The following is a 16,414-nucleotide window of genomic DNA, read 5'->3' as shown; positions in this document are numbered from 1 at the left end:
TATAGCGAGGTATCGCCGCTCGAGTGTCGAGACGGTCCGCCGTGCCGACCGATCGACACGGGGTCGGTAACTGCTGCCAGAGACGTCTCTCCAACCGATCTCGAGCCCGTCGAGCAATTCGTTACTTCGAAGGACGGTCGATCCGCTCGCGGCCCGCAGTCGAAAGCGGGTTCGAGACGTCGCTGGTCACGTACTCGTGGCGGTTGCCCTGCAGTCGCATCGCGGTCAGGGCCTTGTGGACTGTCGGCTCGTCAAACAGGGTCCGTCGGTCGCGTCGGACTCGGTCCGCTGGGGCGTCTCCGTCGGCTCGAATCGCCTCGAACGCCTGCTCGCATTGCTCGCGGATCCGCGCCCAACACGCCCGTTCGTCGACGTCTAGTTCGTAAGCGATCGTCGCAACGAGTTCCGCGAGGTGGTTCTGAAAGAGCGCGTAGTACAGCTTCCGGTAGAGCGCCGACTCGTCGTCGGCGTCCAGATCCGAGTCGGGATACGGATCGATCGAGAGTCCGTGGTTCTCGAGTCGGCCACCGTACACGCGAATCCCGCCGAGGTCCCGGACGAGCGTCGACAGCGGTCGCGCGCTCTCGGCGTCGAAGACGACCAGACTGTTCTGGAGATGGCTCTCGAGGGCGATACCGTAGGTACACAACAGCCGCAGTTGGTCGGGGACGACGACCGCGGCGTACCGTGTCACGAACTCGAGTGCGGCGCGTTCAGTACTGGGACACCCGATCGCGTCGCCGTACTGTGCGATCAGTTCGGCAACGAGCGGTCGTCCCGTCGTCGGCGTGTCGGCGACGAGACTCGAGGCGACCACCGGATACGTCTCGGCCGTCCGCTCCGCGACGTGTGGGTGTAACAGCGGATTCGTCCGCACCAGGCCCGACAGGTGTCGCGCGTCGTCGAACCCATCGCCGCTCGGGTGGGGGCCGCCGGGCGGGTAGTAACACGTCGCGGCCGGCTCGGCCAGCAGCCCCAGCGTCTCGAACCCGTCGCGATCGACGATCGAGCGCACGACGTCGGTTACCTGCGGGCCGTTCGAGACGGCGTGTGGCGAGAGCGTCCGCACGACGTTGGTCGTCTGGACGGGAATCGCGAGTTTGAGGTGGAACGGCACGTCGTCGGGCGAGTGAGTCCCATCGCCGTCGGGAACGACCGTCCGGAGGTTGAGTTGGGGCGTCGCCGGCCGGCTGTAGTCGGGGATCGGTACGACGCGACCGTCGGCGATCCGATCGCCGTACCGGTCCGGAATCGTCCGGTGATACTGCAGCGGATGGATCGGCACGACGGCGTACTCGTCAGGCTCGCAGCCGGCGGGCAACGCCCGCTCGAGTGCGCCCTCGAGGCCCTCGAAGGCGGCGTACAACCGATCGGTCAACCGCTCGCCACCGGCCGTCGCCGCCCGCGTCTCGAGGGCGAACGCCCGGTCGACGGCGACGAACCGAACGTCGATCCGGTCGGTGAACTCGGGAGCGTACGCGAGCCCCTCGCCCGGTGACATTCCGCGTCGGATCTTGCCGCTGGGGTGGAACGGATGGCCGTCGGTGACGATCCGTTCGAAAGCGGCACTGGCGTCGGCAGCCGGGACGCCACTCGCGACGGCCTCGAGAGGCGGGTCGTCTCCGACGCCGTCGACTCGCGTGCCGTGTACGGCGCTGGCGAGTCGTGCCAGCGCGAGGTTGGCGACGCTCTCGGCGATCTCCGTTCTGATGCGGTCGGCCTGCTCGTCGTCGCTGAACGCACCCTCACGCGCAACCAGCGAAACGAGATCAACCGGATGATCGAGTTCGGTCACCGCGTCGGTGTTTGGCGTCCAGGAACGGATCGTGCCGACCAGCCGAAACCGGTCGTAGCCGTGACGCGTCGCGATCGGCACGAACAAGACACACTCAGCGCCGGGTAGCGCCACCAGCCCCAGCCGACGACACGACTCGGGGCAGTCGGCAGCGATCGACGCGAGCCGGTCTGCCTCGAGTGCCGACAGCGGCGCGGAGCCGTCGGGGACCGACGCCGACTCCGACTCGAGGGACTCACGACTCACGAACCGCGGGGCCGAGAGACCACGTGGCTTCCCGCGTAACAGCCCGCGAGCAAACCGGTGGCTGATCTCGCGGCGAGCGGCCGGCAGGGCCTCGAGATAGGCCGATTCGGCCGGCACCGCGAGGTCGTGTGCCCGCGTATATTGCGTTGCGACGCCGAACGCGTCACGCTCGGCTGCCGTTCGAAGCGAACATCGCCCTCGAGTTCGAGGCCCCTGGTTCGTTCCGGTCATACGTACGACGCCGTCTCCCGGTCGATTCGTCGTGAACCAGGATAATTCATCGGGTGGCGATACACTGGCTGGAAACACACTGCGACGGTGTGTCTCCCGTCCGCGGACGGGTATACTGCCGGACAGAACTATTCACCGTCGGTCACACTACTGCGGCCGTTGCCGGCGGTGATGGCCGCGAATCCGCGATCGACGGTTCACTGACTGCTGTCCGGCAGTATTACTCGTCGTCGACGACGCTTGGGTGCATCGTCGGCCGCTCGTCCAGCGGTTCGGAAAAGGCCTCGAGGATCGTCTCCCGGGCTTGCTGGTCGCGCTGACGTCGCTCCTCGTCGTCGATCTCCTCACAGCCCGGCGGCACCTCGATGTCGCGTTCGGTGAAATAGCCCTCGGGGACGACCCAGTCGTGGTAGAAGTTCACCTCGGAGTCGTGGATGACTGCGAGCCCGACTTTCGACCCGTGGCCGGCCGCGACGATCGCCTGGTGGGGCTCGTCGGCGATCCGTCCCGCCGCGTAGACGCCGTCGACGGCGGTCCGTCCGGCGTCGTCGGTGCTGACGAAGTACTTGGTCCCGCGTTGGGTGCGACCGACGTCCAGCGGGACCAGATACTCACTGTCCTTCCAGGAGGCTGCAATCACGCGCCGGGCCTCGAGGGGCTCCCCGCCGTCGGTCTCGAGAACGAACCCCTGCTCGAGGTCCGTCTCGTCGACCGGTTCGACGTGTGTCACGTGCCCCAGTTCGAACGTCGCACCCGCGTTGTGGGCCTGCTTGCGGATCAGTTCCAAGAGTTGGCGGGCGTCGACCCCATCGGGAAAGCCAGGGTAGTTCTCGAGGCTGGCGTTGCGCGCGAGGATCGACTCCCCGCCGTCGATGACGAGAGTGTCGAGTCCCGCGCGTGCGGTGAAAATCGAGGCGGCGAGACCGGAGACACCGCCGCCGACGATACAGACGTCTCGCATGCCTCGACGTACCGCACCGTCGGTATAGAAGGTGGCGACTCCGGCCAACCGCTCTGGCTCGGGAGCGGGATCGATTGACCGATACTACTGTCGGGAAACAGTCAGTTTCCGACCGGTTCGATAGCAATCCTTACGTTCGAATCGCTCGTAACGGATCCGTGGACAGAATTCTCCTCAGCACGCTCGCGTACCGCCCGCCCGAGGAGGTCTTCCCGTACGTGCGGTCGTTTACCGACTACCCGCGGTATACGGAACACCTCGAGGAGGTCCGAGCAAACGGTAACGGCACCGTCGGCTCCGTCTACGACCTCCGACTCCAGTGGTGGAAACTCGGCTACACTGCTCGATCGGAGGTGACGGAGATCACGCCGCCGACGTCGATCCAGTGGCGACTCCGCAACGAGATCGATGCCCGCGGCGAGTGGCGCGTCGAACCCGAGCCCGACTCGGCGCCGGCCGGCGCGGAGACGGCGAGTCGGATCTTCTTCGAGGCGGCCTACGATCCACACTCGGCCGACGAGGACGCACTCTCGCTGCCGCGGTTCGTCTCGCTCGACTGGGTCGTCTCGAAGGTCGAACCCAAGATCTTAGACGAGGCCGAGGAAGTCGTCCAGCGGCTCGTCACCGATATCGAAGGCCAGCGACGGGACGTCGAGTTACGCGTACACCAGATGCCCTAATTAGAGCGTGTAGTCGTACTCGCCGTCCTCGCTCTCGAGAAACGCCTCGAGCAGCTCGATCGTCGCCGCGACGTCGTCGACGTGGGCTGTCTCGGTCGGCGTGTGGAGGTATCGCGTCGGAACCGAGATCGCGCCGACCGGCGTCGCGCCGCCGGCGAGCTGGAAGCCGGCCGTGTCGGTGCCCCCCGAGGGGAGGATCTCGTGTTGATAGTCGATCGCCCGCTCTTCGGCGACCGACTGCAGTCGTTTGTGTACCTTCGGGTTCGTGATCGCGCTCCCGTCTTTGAGTTTGATCGCTGCGCCGTCGCCGAGTTCGGTGACGTGCTCGCCGGCATCGAAACCGGGGATATCGTTGGCGACGGTGACGTCGAGGGCGATCGCCAAGTCGGGATCGACGTCGACGCCAAGCGCCCTGGCGCCACGCAAGCCGACTTCTTCCTGGACCGTCGCACAGAAGTGGATCGTTACGTCGGGGTCCTCGAGCCGGCGAGCGGCCTCGAGCATCGCGAACAGACAGACCCGATCGTCGAGCGCCTTGCCGGTGACCGTCTCGCCGACGCGTTCGGTCGATTGGTCCATCGTCACGAGATCGCCAGGCGAGACTCGCTCGTCGACCTCCTCGTAGGGGCGGCCAAGGTCGACGACGACGTCCTCGACGTCGGGTGTCGACTCGCGGTCCGCCTCGTCTAGGGTGTGTGGTGGCGGCGAGCCGATCACGCCCGGGAGGTCGCCGTCGTCGGTGTGGATCGTCACACGCTGAGCTTTGAGGATCCGGGCGTCCCAGCCGCCGAGGGCGTCGAGTTCGACGAACCCGTCGCCGTCGTCGTCGCCGGCTACGTTCCGGACCATGAAGCCGATCTCGTCCATGTGAGCGGCGACAGCGACCGAGAAGTCGGCGTCGCCTTCGAGGGTCCCGACGACGTTGCCCATCGCGTCGGTTCGAACGCGGTCGACGTTTGCTTCGAACACGTCTTTGACCCGTTCTCGAACCCGGTCCTCGTAGCCGGGGACGCCGCTCGTCTCGGTCAGTTCCGCGAGAAATTCGAAATCGAACGGAGCGGATTCCATACTCGCTTTTGTGAGCGGTTCGGTTATAAACCCGCGGGTGACAGTGGTTGATCGCTTGCTGCACCAACTGCCGGGACGGTTGCGATGTTAACCGCGGAGTATTAACGGACGGACCTGTTAAGAGTGTGTATATGAGTGACGTACGTGTCGCAGGTGTCGGTCTGACGCCGTTCGGAAACACGCCCGAGCGGACGAGCCGGGACCTCTTCGCGGAAGCGAGCATCACGGCGTTCGACGACAGCGGCGTTTCACGCGACGACGTCGACGCCCTCCTTTATGGCAACTTTATGGGGGAGTTGGCCGAACACCAGGGCCACCACGGCCCCCTGATGGCCGAAGCCGCAGGGATCCAGGCCCCCGCGACTCGCTACGAGTCGGCCTGTGCCTCGAGCGGAACGGCCGTCCGAGATGCGGTCATGCGGATCCGCAACGGCGAGGACGACGTCGTCCTCGTCGGCGGCGCCGAACGGATGACCAACCTCGGCACTGCCGGTGCGACGGATGCACTCGCCATCGCCGCAGACGACCTCTGGGAGGTCCGTGCAGGGATGACCTTCCCCGGCGCGTACGCGCTGATGGCTCAGGCGTACTTCGACGAGTTCGATGGCGAACGTGAGGATCTGGCCCACATCGCGGTCAAGAACCACGAGAACGCGCTGAACAACGACAAGGCCCAATACCAGAGCGCGATCGACGTCGACGACGTCCTCGAGGCCCCGCCGGTCTCGGAGCCGCTCGGTCTCTACGACGCCTGTCCGATCTCGGACGGTGCCGCCGCCGTCGTGCTGACGAGCGAGGAGTACGCCGAGGAACACGACCTCGAAGCACCGGTCGCGATCACCGGTACCGGACAGGGCGGCGACCGGATGGCGCTGCACGACCGCGAATACCTCGCACGCTCGCCTGCGGCCCGTGAGGCCGGTACGGAAGCCTACACCGACGCCGGGATCGACGCCGCTGACGTCGACCTCGCGGAGGTCCACGACTGCTTTACCATCGCCGAAGTCCTCGCACTCGAGGCACTCGACTTATTCCCGATCGGCGAGGGGATCTCGGCGGCCCGCGATGGCCGGACGACCGCCGACGGCGACCTGCCGGTCAACCTCTCGGGCGGGCTCAAGGCTAAGGGCCATCCCGTCGGCGCGACCGGCGCCTCCCAGATCGCCGAGGTCGCAAAACTCCTGTCGGGCGACCACCCCAACAGCGAGTTCGTCGCGGATGCGACGACCGGCCTCGCCCACAACGCGGGTGGGACGGTCGCGAGTGCGACAGTCCACGTCCTCGAGGAGGTGAGCGAGTAATGTCCGAGAACGAAACCCGAGACGCCGGCTTCGACGAGTGGCTCGACGCCGCCGAAGAGGACGAGGCGTACTACCTCGAGTGTCCGAACGGACACGGCTCCCTGCCGCCCCGACAGGTCTGTCCCGACTGCGGCGCGACCGACCTCGAGGAGGTCCCCCTCCCCGGGACGGGCGAGGTTCGGACGTTCACCGTCACGCACGTCCCGACGCCGGCGTTCGAGGAGGACGCACCCTACGCGACGGCCGTCGCCAGCTTCGGTCCCGTTCGGCTCACCGGGCAGATCGCCGGGATCGATCTCGGCGACGTCGAGACAGGCCTCGAGGTCGAGATCGAGGTGACGGTCTCGGAGACGACCGGCGAGCGAGTACTGGCGCTGACCCCGGTCTGATACGGACTACTGTAAGTCGGTACCGTCGCAACCGCGACCCGGGCTGCGGTTGCGCCGGTACATCGGTACAGCAATCCGTATGATACGGTCTCCTGTCGTCACTGACCGCCCCCGTTCTGGAGATCGGCAGTAACTCGGCACAGCAGTCCGTCTACCGCCACCGACCGCTCGACCGACCCCACGATCGACAGGCACGAGCCTTGAAAACGACCCACACACTATACTGTACCGGCTGATTTCGAAAACACACGGCTTTTATGTGAGCTTCCGGTTACTTGCGGGTCCACATGGCGAGTCTCTACGAGCAGACGCAGAACGCGATCGAACCTGTCGATCTCCGACTTTCGGAATCGGAACTCGAGACACAGGTCGATCATCTCACTGCCTTCATCCGCAACCGAGTCGAGGCGGCAGACGCCGACGGTGCCGAGATCGCACTCTCCGGCGGCATCGACAGCACGGCGACTGCCCACCTCGCCGTCGAGGCCCTCGGGGCCGACGCCGTCCACGGCATCATCCTCCCCAAAGCGGTAAACGAAGACGAAAACATGAGCGACGCCGAACAGGTCGCTGAGAACCTGGGGATCGACTACGACGTGATCGGCATCGATCCGATCGTCGAGGAGACCCTCGAGCGAGCCGACGCCGAGAACGACAACGCCTCCGAAGACCAGTGGGAAGGTCGGTACGTGGGGAACACGAGCGCCCGCGTCCGGATGACGATGACCTACCTCGTCGCCAACCGCGAGAACCGGATCGTCCTCGGAACCGGTAACCGCGCGGAACTGGCGACCGGCTACGTGACGAAATACGGCGACGGGGGCGTCGACTGCAACCCTCTCGGAAACCTGTACAAACAGCAGGTCCGCCAGGTCGCGGCCCACCTCGGCGTGGCAGAATCGCTGGTCCAGAAGACACCGACCGGCGACATGGTCGACTACGGGACCGACGAGGAGGAACTCGGACTCGACTACGATACGCTCGACGCCGTCCTCGCCTTTTATATCGACGGCAATCTCCCGGCGTCGGTCGCCGCACGACTCGCCGACACCACCGTCGAGAAGGTCGAACACGTCGAATCGCTCCACGAGGAGAGCGAACACAAGCGAACGCCACCGGCCGCGCCGGAGCCACTGTTCTGATCGAGACGGATGTCCCTCACCGACCGACGACCGTTGCTGACCGTCGATCATACCGACAGCGAACGGTAACGAACACGAATTGATTCTACTCGAGTGAGAGCAACGCTCACGTTTCGATGACCGATCGTCGACGTATCGGCAGCGAGCGACCGTCGGAAAATCCACAGCGTTCCACGAGAATGCGCAGTACTACGTGTCGTATGGCAGTGAGTATCGTATGAGCAGTACAGACATCAAAGAACTCTGGCGCGGATTCACGGCCGAACTTGACTACGCAGTCTTCGGCGCCGGCTTCCTCGTCACGGCGCTTGCCGTGCTCGCTTTCGCGTTCAGAGACGAGGCCGCGGCCGACCTGATGCATGGTATCAACGACGCCCTCTGGGTGAACCTCGGCTGGGCGTACCTGCTCGTGATGTTCGTCCTCGTCCTCTTCGTTGGCTTTCTCGTCTTCGGGCCGTGGGGAAACATCACGCTCGGCGAAGATGGGGAAGAGCCGGCGTTTAGCTTCCCCGCCTACTTCGCGATGTTGTATTCGGCGGGGATCGCCGCCGGGATCGTCTTCTGGGGTCCCGCGGAGGCGATCTTCCACTTCGACTCGGTCTCACCGTTTATCGGCGCCGAGTCGGGAACACCCGAGGCCGCGGTGGGAGCGATTCAGTACACGTTCTTCCACTGGGGGATCTCCGCGTGGACGGCCTACGTCGTCCTCGGGATCCCGATCGCGTACTACGGTCACCGGTACGGGGCACCCCTGCGCGTCTCGACGATCCTCGCGCCCTGGCTCGGGATCGACGACCTCGATCGGCCGCTCGCGAAAGTCGTCGACGTGCTCGCGGTGTTCGCGACGATCGGTGGCGTCGCCGCAACACTCGGGTTCGTCGGCGACCAGTTCCTCGTCGGCCTCGAGTGGACGACCGGGACTACGGTCGGCGACCTCGGAACGATCCTCATCATCACGGGGCTGACGGTCGCGTTCACGATCTCGGTCGCGCTCGGCGTCAAGAAGGGGATCCGGCGGCTCTCGTATTTCAACCTCGCGCTGTTTCTCCTGTTGCTCGGCGCCACGTTCGTGCTCGGCCCGACGCGGTACATCATGGCCGTCGGCACCGAGGCGCTTGGCGGCTACATCAACCAGTTCATCACGATGAGCTTCTACACCGGTGCCGACGCGGGCACCGGCGCCAGCGTCTCGGCGTGGGTCGGCGAATGGACCGTCTTCTACTGGGCCTGGTGGTTCTCGTGGGCGCCGTTCGTCGGGCTGTTCATCGCCCGCATCTCCCGAGGCCGTACCGTACGCCAGGTCGCGGTCACCGGCGTCGTCGCCTCGACCGGCGTCACGATCCCGTGGTTCGCCACGATGGGCGGCTCGGCGATCTTCTTCCAGCAGACCGGCCAGGCGGACATCCTAAGCGTCGTCTCGAACCTCGGTGAAGCCGGATCCGGCTATCCGCTGTTCGAGTCGATGCCGCTTGGCGGACTCCTGACCGCAATGTTCCTCGTGTTGGTGACGACGTTTTTCGTCACGTCGGCCGACTCCTCGACGCTCGCGCTCGGACTGCTGACGACCGGCGGGAAACGCGAACCTTCGACGATCAACCGGGTCGTCTGGGGCTTTCTCATCGGCGCGCTCGCGTCGCTGCTGATGGTCACCGGCGGCGTCGACGCGCTGCAGGCGGCCGCGATCATCACCGGCGGCCCCTTTGCCATCATCACGCTGCTGGCCGTCGTCTCGATGGTGTTGGCCTTCGGCAACCGGAACTCGATCTTCCTCCGCGAGGAGGACGACGTCACCGTTCCCGGATCGAAGTCCACCTTCGACGAGTCCGTCGCCGACGATTAGGAACCCCGGACGACAATGACCGTCCGATCGATTGCGTACGATCGGGCGTGAATAGTGTTTCTACCGATTCGAGTCACTTCGGCGTCGGACATCTGTACCGACGCGATCGACGCCACTATCGGACTCGTGATTACATATAAACCTGCGTAACTTCGGGGCTCGCGTCGAATATTCGGTAGTATGGTAGCAGACGGTACTGACGAACGTATCGACCCGCCGGAGATAACCACCGACGCGATCATGACGCTCGACGACCCGCGGTTCGCGCCGGAGAACGTCGCGATCGTGACCGGTGCCGCGTCCGGGATCGGACGTGCGACCGCCCTCGTCCTCGCGGCGAACGGCCTGACGACGGTCGCGACGGACGTCGACGAGGACGGTCTCGAGGAAACCACGACGAAGGCGGCCGAGCTGGGCGTCGAGGATCGCCTCGAGACGATCCGGTGTGATCTGACCGACGACGCGGAGATCGAAGCCCTCGTCGAGGAGGCGGCCGCGATCGGCCAGCTTCGGTACGTCGTCAACGTCGCCGGCATGCAGTACATCTCCCCGATCGAGGAGTTCCCGATGGAACGGTTCGACCTGATCTATCAGGTCATGCTGCGGGCGCCGATGTACCTCTCGAAGCTCGCACTGCCACACATCCGGAACGCCGAGGACGGCGTCGGCGCCATCGCCAACATGGCGTCGGTCCACGGCCACTACGTCACCCGCGACAAGGCTGCCTACAACACGATGAAGTTCGGGCTTCGCGGGCTCACCCAATCGATCGCCGCGGAAGGTGATGGCGACGTTCGCGCGTTCTCCGTCAGTTCGGGCTACGTGAAGACGCCGCTGGTGTTGAACCAGATCGAGGATACCGCACAGGAACGGGGCATCACCGAACGGGAGGTCGTCGAGAACGTGATGCTCGGCCAGGCCCGGACCTCGGAGATGATGGAGCCGGTCGACGTCGGGAACCTGTTCGCGTTCGGCCTCTCCCAACACGGCAAACACCTCAACGGCGGCGATCTGCTATGGGACGGCGGCTACGTCAACACCTACGAGTGATGGATCGATGGGCACTGCAAACGGAGCGAACGAAACGAGACACGGTGGAGGTACCGACACATGCTAGACGGAGAAATCGACGTCGACGGGTTGACGACGCCGTTGATGCTTGCAAGCGGCGTCCTGTGGCTGGCCGTGCTCGTCCTCGGGCTGGCCGGCTACTGGTTCGTCGGCCTCCTCGTTGGCGTGTTCCTGTTTCATCCGTGGTTCATCATCGGGGCGAGTTCGAACGGGACGATCTCGACGAAGCTGCTCGTGTATCCTCTCGGCGCCTGGACCGTCCTTCAGCTCGCGGCCTTCGGGCTGATCGAGTACTACTCCCGGGCGTTCGCCGGCCAGCCCCCCGAGTTCCTGATCACCGGGATGCATCCCTCCTTCGCCGCCGCCTACTGGCTCTACTGGATCGGCGGCTTCATGACGGTGACGCTTGCCTACGGCCTCTACTTCCGCTCGGAGTTTCTGCCCGAGTCGGAGTGGAACCGGTTCCTCGAGGAGGTCGAAGAGATCAAAGCCGAGCAGGCCACAGACGGCGCCCAGACGTCGAGTTCGGAGCCCACGGAGGTGCGTAACCGATGATGGACCTCATCGTGCCCGGCTTCGTCGCGCTGTTTATCCTCTCGGTGTTCGGCGTCGGCCTCTACAGTAAGCGGCTGGTCGAGGACTCGGACGACTTCTACGGCGCGACCAAGATGTTCGGTGCGGCAGTGATCACTCTCGCGAGTATGTCCGGGATCATGAGCGCCTTCGGGTTCATCGGCGGCCCCGGACTGGTCTACGAGATGGGCGTTTCGTCGCTGTGGATGACCTTCGCCAGCGGGATCGGCTTCGCGATGGCCTACTGGATCATCGGCAAGCGCGTCCGCGGGATGGCCGACGTCGCCGACATCGGGACACTCGGCGATATCGCCGACGAACGGTTCGATAGCGGGCTGATCCGTGGGTTGCTCGCGTTGATCCTGTTTATCGCCTGCTGGTCGTATCTCGCCTCACAGGTCGCCGGCGGCGGCTACGTGCTCTCGGTGATCCTCGGAATCTCCGTCGAGGCGGCCGTCTGGCTCGTCTTCGGACTGATCATCGTCTACGTCGCGGTCGGCGGGATGGCCTCCGCACAGCTCGCGGGCGCCTACACCGGTGCCGTGATGCTCGTCGGCGTCGTCGGCGTCGTCGTCGGCTTCTTCCAGATCGCCGGCGGCATGGAGAACACGACGATGACCGTCGCGACGGCAGACCAACTCTCGGGTGAGGACGTCACGAAGGCGTTTACCCCCGAGATGCTCGACGGCTGGGGTCTCGCCGAAAGCGAGGCTCCTGGACTGCTGTTGATCTGGCCCATCGTGTTCGCCATCGGCGTCATGGGCCAGCCACAGGTCCTCCAGCGGATGTTCTCGATCGACGACCCCAAAGGGCTCCGAACGGTCGGGCTCATCAGCGGCGTCACCTACGCCGTCGGTAGCCTGCTGTGGATGCTCATCGGCTTCGTCGCGCTCTATCTCGTCGCCTCGGGGACGATCGAGCCGTTCGCCGACCCCGACTTCGCCGCCTTCGAGTTCGTCGAACGGCTCCACATCGTCCTCCAGATGATCATCTACGCGGGGCTTGTCGCGGCGATCATGTCGACGGCCGCGTTCTTCCTCTCGGTCGCGTCCGGAGCGATCGCTCGAGACCTCGTGCGTGCCGCAGGATTGGAGCCAAACGAGCGACGCGAGACGTGGCTCGGTCGCGTGGCCGTGCTCGTGATCGGCGTCGGCTCGGTCCTCTTCGGGCTCTACGGCGGCCACCTCGTCGCGATCCTCGGCACCTTCGGCTGGGGAACGTTCGTCAGCGGGACGGTGCCGGCCGTCGTCATCGGCCTGCTCTGGCAAGGTGCGAGTCGAGAAGGCGTCGCGGCCGGCCTCGTGTCGGCGCTGGTGCTCAACGTCGCACTCCTCGTCGCGACCCAACTCGGCTTCGCGTTCCCGATCGGGATGGACTTCTACTTCATCGCGATCTCGGTCGCAATCGTCGTGACGGTGTTCGTCTCCTATCTCACCAACGGCGCGAGCGGCGAGAACGTGCCCGAACACGTCAAACCGATCTTCAAGCTCTAACGGAGGTGATGAGAACGTGGCACTCTGGCTCGTCGGCTTCGTCGCGATGCTGTTGATCAACCTGGTCGTCCTCTTCCTGAAAATCTAGGCCGCGGCGGTTCCGCGGCCGCAGTTCGATACGGACGTTTTCCGACTCACCGAAACTACTATTCCAGCGGCCACAGTCGATTTCGACACCGTCGCCGCCCACAGTCCTCGAGCGTATATATATCAACCAGCCGTTTCTCATCGGTAGCGTCCCATGTGTTAGGTATGACAGAGGTACTCGTCGCTGGTGTCGGCGCGACCGACTTCGGTGAACACCCCGACCGGACCGGTCGGGAGCTGTTCGCCGAGGCACGGTCGCTGGCGCTTGAGCGAAGCACCGTCTCGGATACCGACCTCGACGCTCTCTACTACGGGAACTTCCTGGGTGCGACCGCAGAAGAACAGAACCACCAGGCGCCGCTGATGGCCGCCGGACTCGCCGGTCCGGATCTCGAGGCCACGCGGGTCGAAAACGCCTGTGCGTCCGGTGGCTACGCGGTCGCCGACGCCGTCAGGGCGATCCGCAGCGGCGACGTCGACGTCGTCCTCGTCGGTGGGATGGAGCGGATGACCAACCTCGGGACGGCAGCGACGACGGCGACGCTCGCCCACGCTGCCGACGCCGTCCACGAGGTCGGCGCCGGCGTAACGTTCCCGGGCGCCTACGGGCTGCTCGCCGACGCCTACCTCGAGCGCCACGACGCGAGCCACGAGGACCTGGCCCACGTCGCGGTGAAAAACCACGCGAACGCGGCGACCAACCCGAAGGCCCAGTACCGCGAGGAGATCGACGTCGCGGACGTCCTCGAGGCGCCGACGGTCGCCGACCCACTTGGCCTGTACGACGCCTGTCCGATCACGGACGGGGCGGCCGCGGCGGTGCTCGTCTCGCCGGAGTACGCCGCGGCTCAGGACCTCGAGCCCGCGGCCGCGATCACCGGCTCCGGTCGGGGAACCGACGCACTCGCTTTGCAGGATCGGGACGATCTCACGCGAACGAAAGCCGCAGAAGCGGCGGCCGACGACGCCTACGAGCAGGCGGACATCGAACCGGCAGACGTCGACCTCGCGGAGGTCCACGACTGCTTTACGATCGCCGAACTCCTCGCGCTGGAAGCCCTGGGTCTGTACGAGCCCGGCGAGGCGGCCAGCGCCGCCCGAAACGGCGAGACGACTGCCGACGGCGATCTGCCGGTCAACCTCTCGGGCGGGCTCAAGGCCAAGGGTCACCCGGTCGGCGCGACCGGCGTCAGCCAGCTCGTCGAACTGACGAAGCTGCTCGACGGAAGCCACCCCAACGCCGACGCCGTGCCTGCGGCGACGACCGGCGTCGCACACAACGCGGGTGGAACGGTCGCGACTGCTTCGGTACACGTCCTCGAGGAGGTGGGAGCATGAGCGTCGAAGCGACGACCGAGCTCCGAGACGTCGGCCACGGAGACTGGCTCGACGCCCTCGAGGCCGACGACGGCTTTTACCTGCTTGCCGACGGGGAACCGACCGTGCCGCCGGCCGCCGTCGGGCCGTCGTCGACACTCGAGCGCGAACCACTGCCGGAGACCGGCACGGTGACGGCGACGACGACGATCCACGTCCCCCATCCCGACTTCGCGGACGACGCGCCCTACGCGGTCGCGCTCGTCGACTTCGGACCGGTCACCCTGACGGGACAGGTCACCGGCGTCGATCCCGAGGCAGTCGAACGAGGCCTCGAGGTCGAACCGACGGTGCGTCGCTCGGCAACGGACGACGAGCGACTCGTCGGATTCGTCCCCGCAGCCGAGGAGGTGAGCGACCGATGAACGTCCTCGAGGAGGGCGACGGCGAACTCGTCGGCTGGGAACACCCCGACGAGATCCGTCGGTGGAACCGCGAGGAACGTTCGCGCGCGTTCGACGACAAACGCGTCAGCGCGACCGAGGCCGTCGAGCGCTACGTCGACGACGGCGACCTGATCGCAAGCGGCGGCTTCGGCCACGTCCGTATCTCGACGCCGATCCTCCACGAGATCGTCAGACAGGGGATCAGCGATCTGACGCTCTCGGGGAAGACGACCGTCTTCGACGCCGACCTGTTGATCGCCGCCGGCGCCGTCTCCCGGGTCGAAGCCGCATACTGTTTCGCCCACGAGACCCGCGGACTGGCCCCCGCCGGCCGCCGCAAGGTCGAAAACGGCGAGGTCGAAGTCGTCGCGGAAGCGAGCAACGCGATGCTCCAGTGGCGGTTCCTCGCGGGGAAGATGGGTGTTCCATTCGTTCCGGCCCGCATCCTCTCGGGGACGGACACCTTCGAGAAGAGTTCCGCGAAGGTCGTCGAGGATCCCTGGAGCGGCGACCCGATCGCGCTCGTCCCGGCCTGTCACCCCGACGTCGCCGTTATCCACGCCACGAAAGCCGACAAGTACGGCAATGCGGTCATCGACGGCATCAGCGTCGAGGACCCCGAACTCGCCGGCGCGGCGAAACGGGTGATCCTCACCGCCGAGGAGATCGTCGACAGCGACGAACTGCGCGCCCGACCGAAGGAGATCGAGATTCCTTATTTCCTCGTCGACGCCGTCGTCGAGGCGCCTTACGGCAGCCATCCCGGCGAGATGCCCTACCAGTACTACTTCGACGAGGCCCACCTCGAGGAGTGGATGGAGCTCACCGAGACCGAGGAGGGCGTCGAGGAGTACCTCGAGCGCTACGTCACGGGCACCGAGGACTTCGAGGAGTACCTCGAGGCCGTCGGCGGGCCGGATCGACTCGCCGAACTCGAGGCGATCGAGAACTACGATCGCCCGGACGAAGGCGGTCCGAACGGAGGTGATCGGGTATGAGCGACGACTACACGCCGACTGAACTGCTGACGACCGTCGCCGCGAGCCTCATCGAGGACGAGAGCACCGTCATCGTCGGCACCGGGATGCCGATGCTCGCCGCGATGTTGGCCCAGAAGACCCACGCGCCCGACGCGACGATGATCTACGAAGCCGGCGGGATCGGGCCGGACGCCCCCGAACTCCCGATCTCGGTCGGCGACGAACGGACGTTCCACCACGGCATCCAGGCGGCGGGGATGCACGACGTGATGTCACACATGCAGGCGGGGTTCGTCGACTACGGCTTCCTCGGCGCCGCACAGATCGACCAGTACGGCAACCTCAACTCGACTGTTATCGGCGACTGGGAGCAGCCGACGGTCCGGTTCCCGGGAAGCGGCGGCGCAAACGACATCGGCTCGCTTGCCCACGAGACGATCGTCGCGATGCGCCAGGACGAGAGTAGCTTCGTCGAAGAACTCGACTTCCGGACGACGCCTGGCTACTTAGAGGGCCCCGGCTCGCGAGCCGACGCGGGGCTCCCGCGGGAGACCGGCCCCAGCTACGTCATCACCCAGTACGGCGTCTACGGCTTCGACGAGGAGAGCCGGGAGATGAAACTCGAGTTCCTCCACCCTGGAATCGAGGAAGACACTGTCAACGAGCACAGCTCGTTCGAGATCGACGTCGGAGAGTACGAACGGAGTCCGGAGCCGACGGACGAACAGCTCCGGCTCCTGCGAGAGGAGATCGATCCCCGCGGTATCATTCGCTGACGCTCGAAAGTCATCCGG

The 16,414-nt window shown here is 65.7% G+C and carries 15 protein-coding genes; 12 read left to right on the top strand and 3 right to left on the bottom strand.

Features of this window, described 5'->3' with window-relative positions; translation table 11 throughout:
• Window positions 1–121: 121 nt before the first annotated feature.
• Together RBH26_RS05070 and RBH26_RS05065 are read right to left on the bottom strand one after the other, a co-directional pair.
• Window positions 122–2,272 carry an IucA/IucC family protein gene (locus RBH26_RS05070; protein WP_306757005.1) on the bottom strand — a complete coding sequence of 717 codons (2,151 nt, stop codon included), beginning with the start codon at window positions 2,270–2,272 and terminating at the stop codon, window positions 122–124.
• Window positions 2,273–2,492: 220 nt separating this feature from the next.
• Window positions 2,493–3,281 (bottom strand): NAD(P)/FAD-dependent oxidoreductase, encoded by a 789-nt coding sequence (locus RBH26_RS05065; RefSeq protein WP_345784077.1) that lies wholly within the window; start codon window positions 3,279–3,281, stop codon window positions 2,493–2,495.
• Window positions 3,282–3,391: 110 nt separating this feature from the next.
• Between RBH26_RS05065 and RBH26_RS05060 the strand changes: the two genes are divergently transcribed.
• Window positions 3,392–3,913 carry an SRPBCC family protein gene (locus RBH26_RS05060; RefSeq protein WP_306757002.1) on the top strand — a complete coding sequence of 174 codons (522 nt, stop codon included), beginning with the start codon at window positions 3,392–3,394 and terminating at the stop codon, window positions 3,911–3,913.
• On the opposite strand, the gene RBH26_RS05055 is transcribed toward RBH26_RS05060, so the two are convergent.
• Window positions 3,914–4,981: a M42 family metallopeptidase gene (locus RBH26_RS05055; RefSeq protein ID WP_306757001.1), complete on the bottom strand. Its 1,068-nt coding sequence runs from the start codon at window positions 4,979–4,981 to the stop codon at window positions 3,914–3,916.
• A 131-nt stretch (window positions 4,982–5,112) separates the two neighbouring features.
• On the opposite strand from RBH26_RS05055, the gene RBH26_RS05050 reads away from it, so the two are divergent.
• The 11 genes from RBH26_RS05050 (at window position 5,113) to RBH26_RS05000 (ending at window position 16,396) form a co-directional block, all read left to right on the top strand.
• On the top strand, window positions 5,113–6,282 hold the full coding sequence (locus tag RBH26_RS05050; protein WP_306757000.1) for a thiolase domain-containing protein: 1,170 nt from the start codon (window positions 5,113–5,115) through the stop codon (window positions 6,280–6,282).
• On the top strand, window positions 6,282–6,671 hold the full coding sequence (locus RBH26_RS05045; RefSeq protein WP_306756999.1) for a Zn-ribbon domain-containing OB-fold protein: 390 nt from the start codon (window positions 6,282–6,284) through the stop codon (window positions 6,669–6,671). The genes RBH26_RS05050 and RBH26_RS05045 overlap by 1 nt, the downstream gene beginning before the upstream one ends.
• Before the next feature lie 287 nt (window positions 6,672–6,958).
• Complete coding sequence (locus RBH26_RS05040; protein ID WP_306756998.1) at window positions 6,959–7,813, top strand: NAD+ synthase; 855 nt, start codon at window positions 6,959–6,961, stop codon at window positions 7,811–7,813.
• Between the two features lie 217 nt (window positions 7,814–8,030).
• Window positions 8,031–9,653 (top strand): BCCT family transporter, encoded by a 1,623-nt coding sequence (locus tag RBH26_RS05035; protein ID WP_306756997.1) that lies wholly within the window; start codon window positions 8,031–8,033, stop codon window positions 9,651–9,653.
• 180 nt (window positions 9,654–9,833) lie between these two features.
• A complete protein-coding gene (locus tag RBH26_RS05030) occupies window positions 9,834–10,703 on the top strand; it encodes an SDR family oxidoreductase (RefSeq protein ID WP_306756996.1) in 870 nt (289 codons plus the stop codon).
• Between the two features lie 60 nt (window positions 10,704–10,763).
• On the top strand, window positions 10,764–11,279 hold the full coding sequence (locus RBH26_RS05025; RefSeq protein WP_306756995.1) for a hypothetical protein: 516 nt from the start codon (window positions 10,764–10,766) through the stop codon (window positions 11,277–11,279).
• A complete protein-coding gene (locus RBH26_RS05020) occupies window positions 11,276–12,790 on the top strand; it encodes a sodium:proline symporter (protein WP_306756994.1) in 1,515 nt (504 codons plus the stop codon). The genes RBH26_RS05025 and RBH26_RS05020 overlap by 4 nt, the downstream gene beginning before the upstream one ends.
• 252 nt (window positions 12,791–13,042) lie before the next feature.
• A complete protein-coding gene (locus RBH26_RS05015) occupies window positions 13,043–14,215 on the top strand; it encodes a thiolase domain-containing protein (RefSeq protein ID WP_306756992.1) in 1,173 nt (390 codons plus the stop codon).
• Window positions 14,212–14,619: an OB-fold domain-containing protein gene (locus RBH26_RS05010; RefSeq protein ID WP_306756991.1), complete on the top strand. Its 408-nt coding sequence runs from the start codon at window positions 14,212–14,214 to the stop codon at window positions 14,617–14,619. The genes RBH26_RS05015 and RBH26_RS05010 overlap by 4 nt, the downstream gene beginning before the upstream one ends.
• Complete coding sequence (locus RBH26_RS05005; protein ID WP_306756990.1) at window positions 14,616–15,638, top strand: CoA-transferase; 1,023 nt, start codon at window positions 14,616–14,618, stop codon at window positions 15,636–15,638. Before RBH26_RS05010 ends, RBH26_RS05005 begins: the two co-directional genes overlap by 4 nt.
• On the top strand, window positions 15,635–16,396 hold the full coding sequence (locus RBH26_RS05000) for a CoA-transferase (RefSeq protein WP_306756989.1): 762 nt from the start codon (window positions 15,635–15,637) through the stop codon (window positions 16,394–16,396). The genes RBH26_RS05005 and RBH26_RS05000 overlap by 4 nt, the downstream gene beginning before the upstream one ends.
• Window positions 16,397–16,414 lie beyond the last annotated feature (18 nt).

The sequence above is a fragment of the Natronolimnohabitans sp. A-GB9 genome, from assembly GCF_030848565.1.
Lineage (GTDB): Archaea > Halobacteriota > Halobacteria > Halobacteriales > Natrialbaceae > Natronolimnohabitans.
Note: the sequence above shows the minus strand (reverse complement) of the source record. Positions and strands in the feature narration are given on the sequence as shown.

Bases quoted from the DNA above. Each gene is read 5' to 3' on its own strand.
- RBH26_RS05010 (WP_306756991.1), top strand. From the start codon at position 14,212: ATGAGCGTCGAAGCGACGACCGAGCTCCGAGACGTCGGCCACGGAGAC.
- RBH26_RS05015 (WP_306756992.1), top strand. From the start codon at position 13,043: ATGACAGAGGTACTCGTCGCTGGTGTCGGCGCGACCGACTTCGGTGAA.
- RBH26_RS05050 (WP_306757000.1), top strand. From the start codon at position 5,113: ATGAGTGACGTACGTGTCGCAGGTGTCGGTCTGACGCCGTTCGGAAAC.
- RBH26_RS05040 (WP_306756998.1), top strand. From the start codon at position 6,959: ATGGCGAGTCTCTACGAGCAGACGCAGAACGCGATCGAACCTGTCGAT.
- RBH26_RS05005 (WP_306756990.1), top strand. From the start codon at position 14,616: ATGAACGTCCTCGAGGAGGGCGACGGCGAACTCGTCGGCTGGGAACAC.
- RBH26_RS05070 (WP_306757005.1), bottom strand. From the start codon at position 2,272: ATGACCGGAACGAACCAGGGGCCTCGAACTCGAGGGCGATGTTCGCTT.
- RBH26_RS05035 (WP_306756997.1), top strand. From the start codon at position 8,031: ATGAGCAGTACAGACATCAAAGAACTCTGGCGCGGATTCACGGCCGAA.
- RBH26_RS05045 (WP_306756999.1), top strand. From the start codon at position 6,282: ATGTCCGAGAACGAAACCCGAGACGCCGGCTTCGACGAGTGGCTCGAC.
- RBH26_RS05025 (WP_306756995.1), top strand. From the start codon at position 10,764: ATGCTAGACGGAGAAATCGACGTCGACGGGTTGACGACGCCGTTGATG.
- RBH26_RS05055 (WP_306757001.1), bottom strand. From the start codon at position 4,981: ATGGAATCCGCTCCGTTCGATTTCGAATTTCTCGCGGAACTGACCGAG.
- RBH26_RS05030 (WP_306756996.1), top strand. From the start codon at position 9,834: ATGGTAGCAGACGGTACTGACGAACGTATCGACCCGCCGGAGATAACC.
- RBH26_RS05020 (WP_306756994.1), top strand. From the start codon at position 11,276: ATGATGGACCTCATCGTGCCCGGCTTCGTCGCGCTGTTTATCCTCTCG.
- RBH26_RS05000 (WP_306756989.1), top strand. From the start codon at position 15,635: ATGAGCGACGACTACACGCCGACTGAACTGCTGACGACCGTCGCCGCG.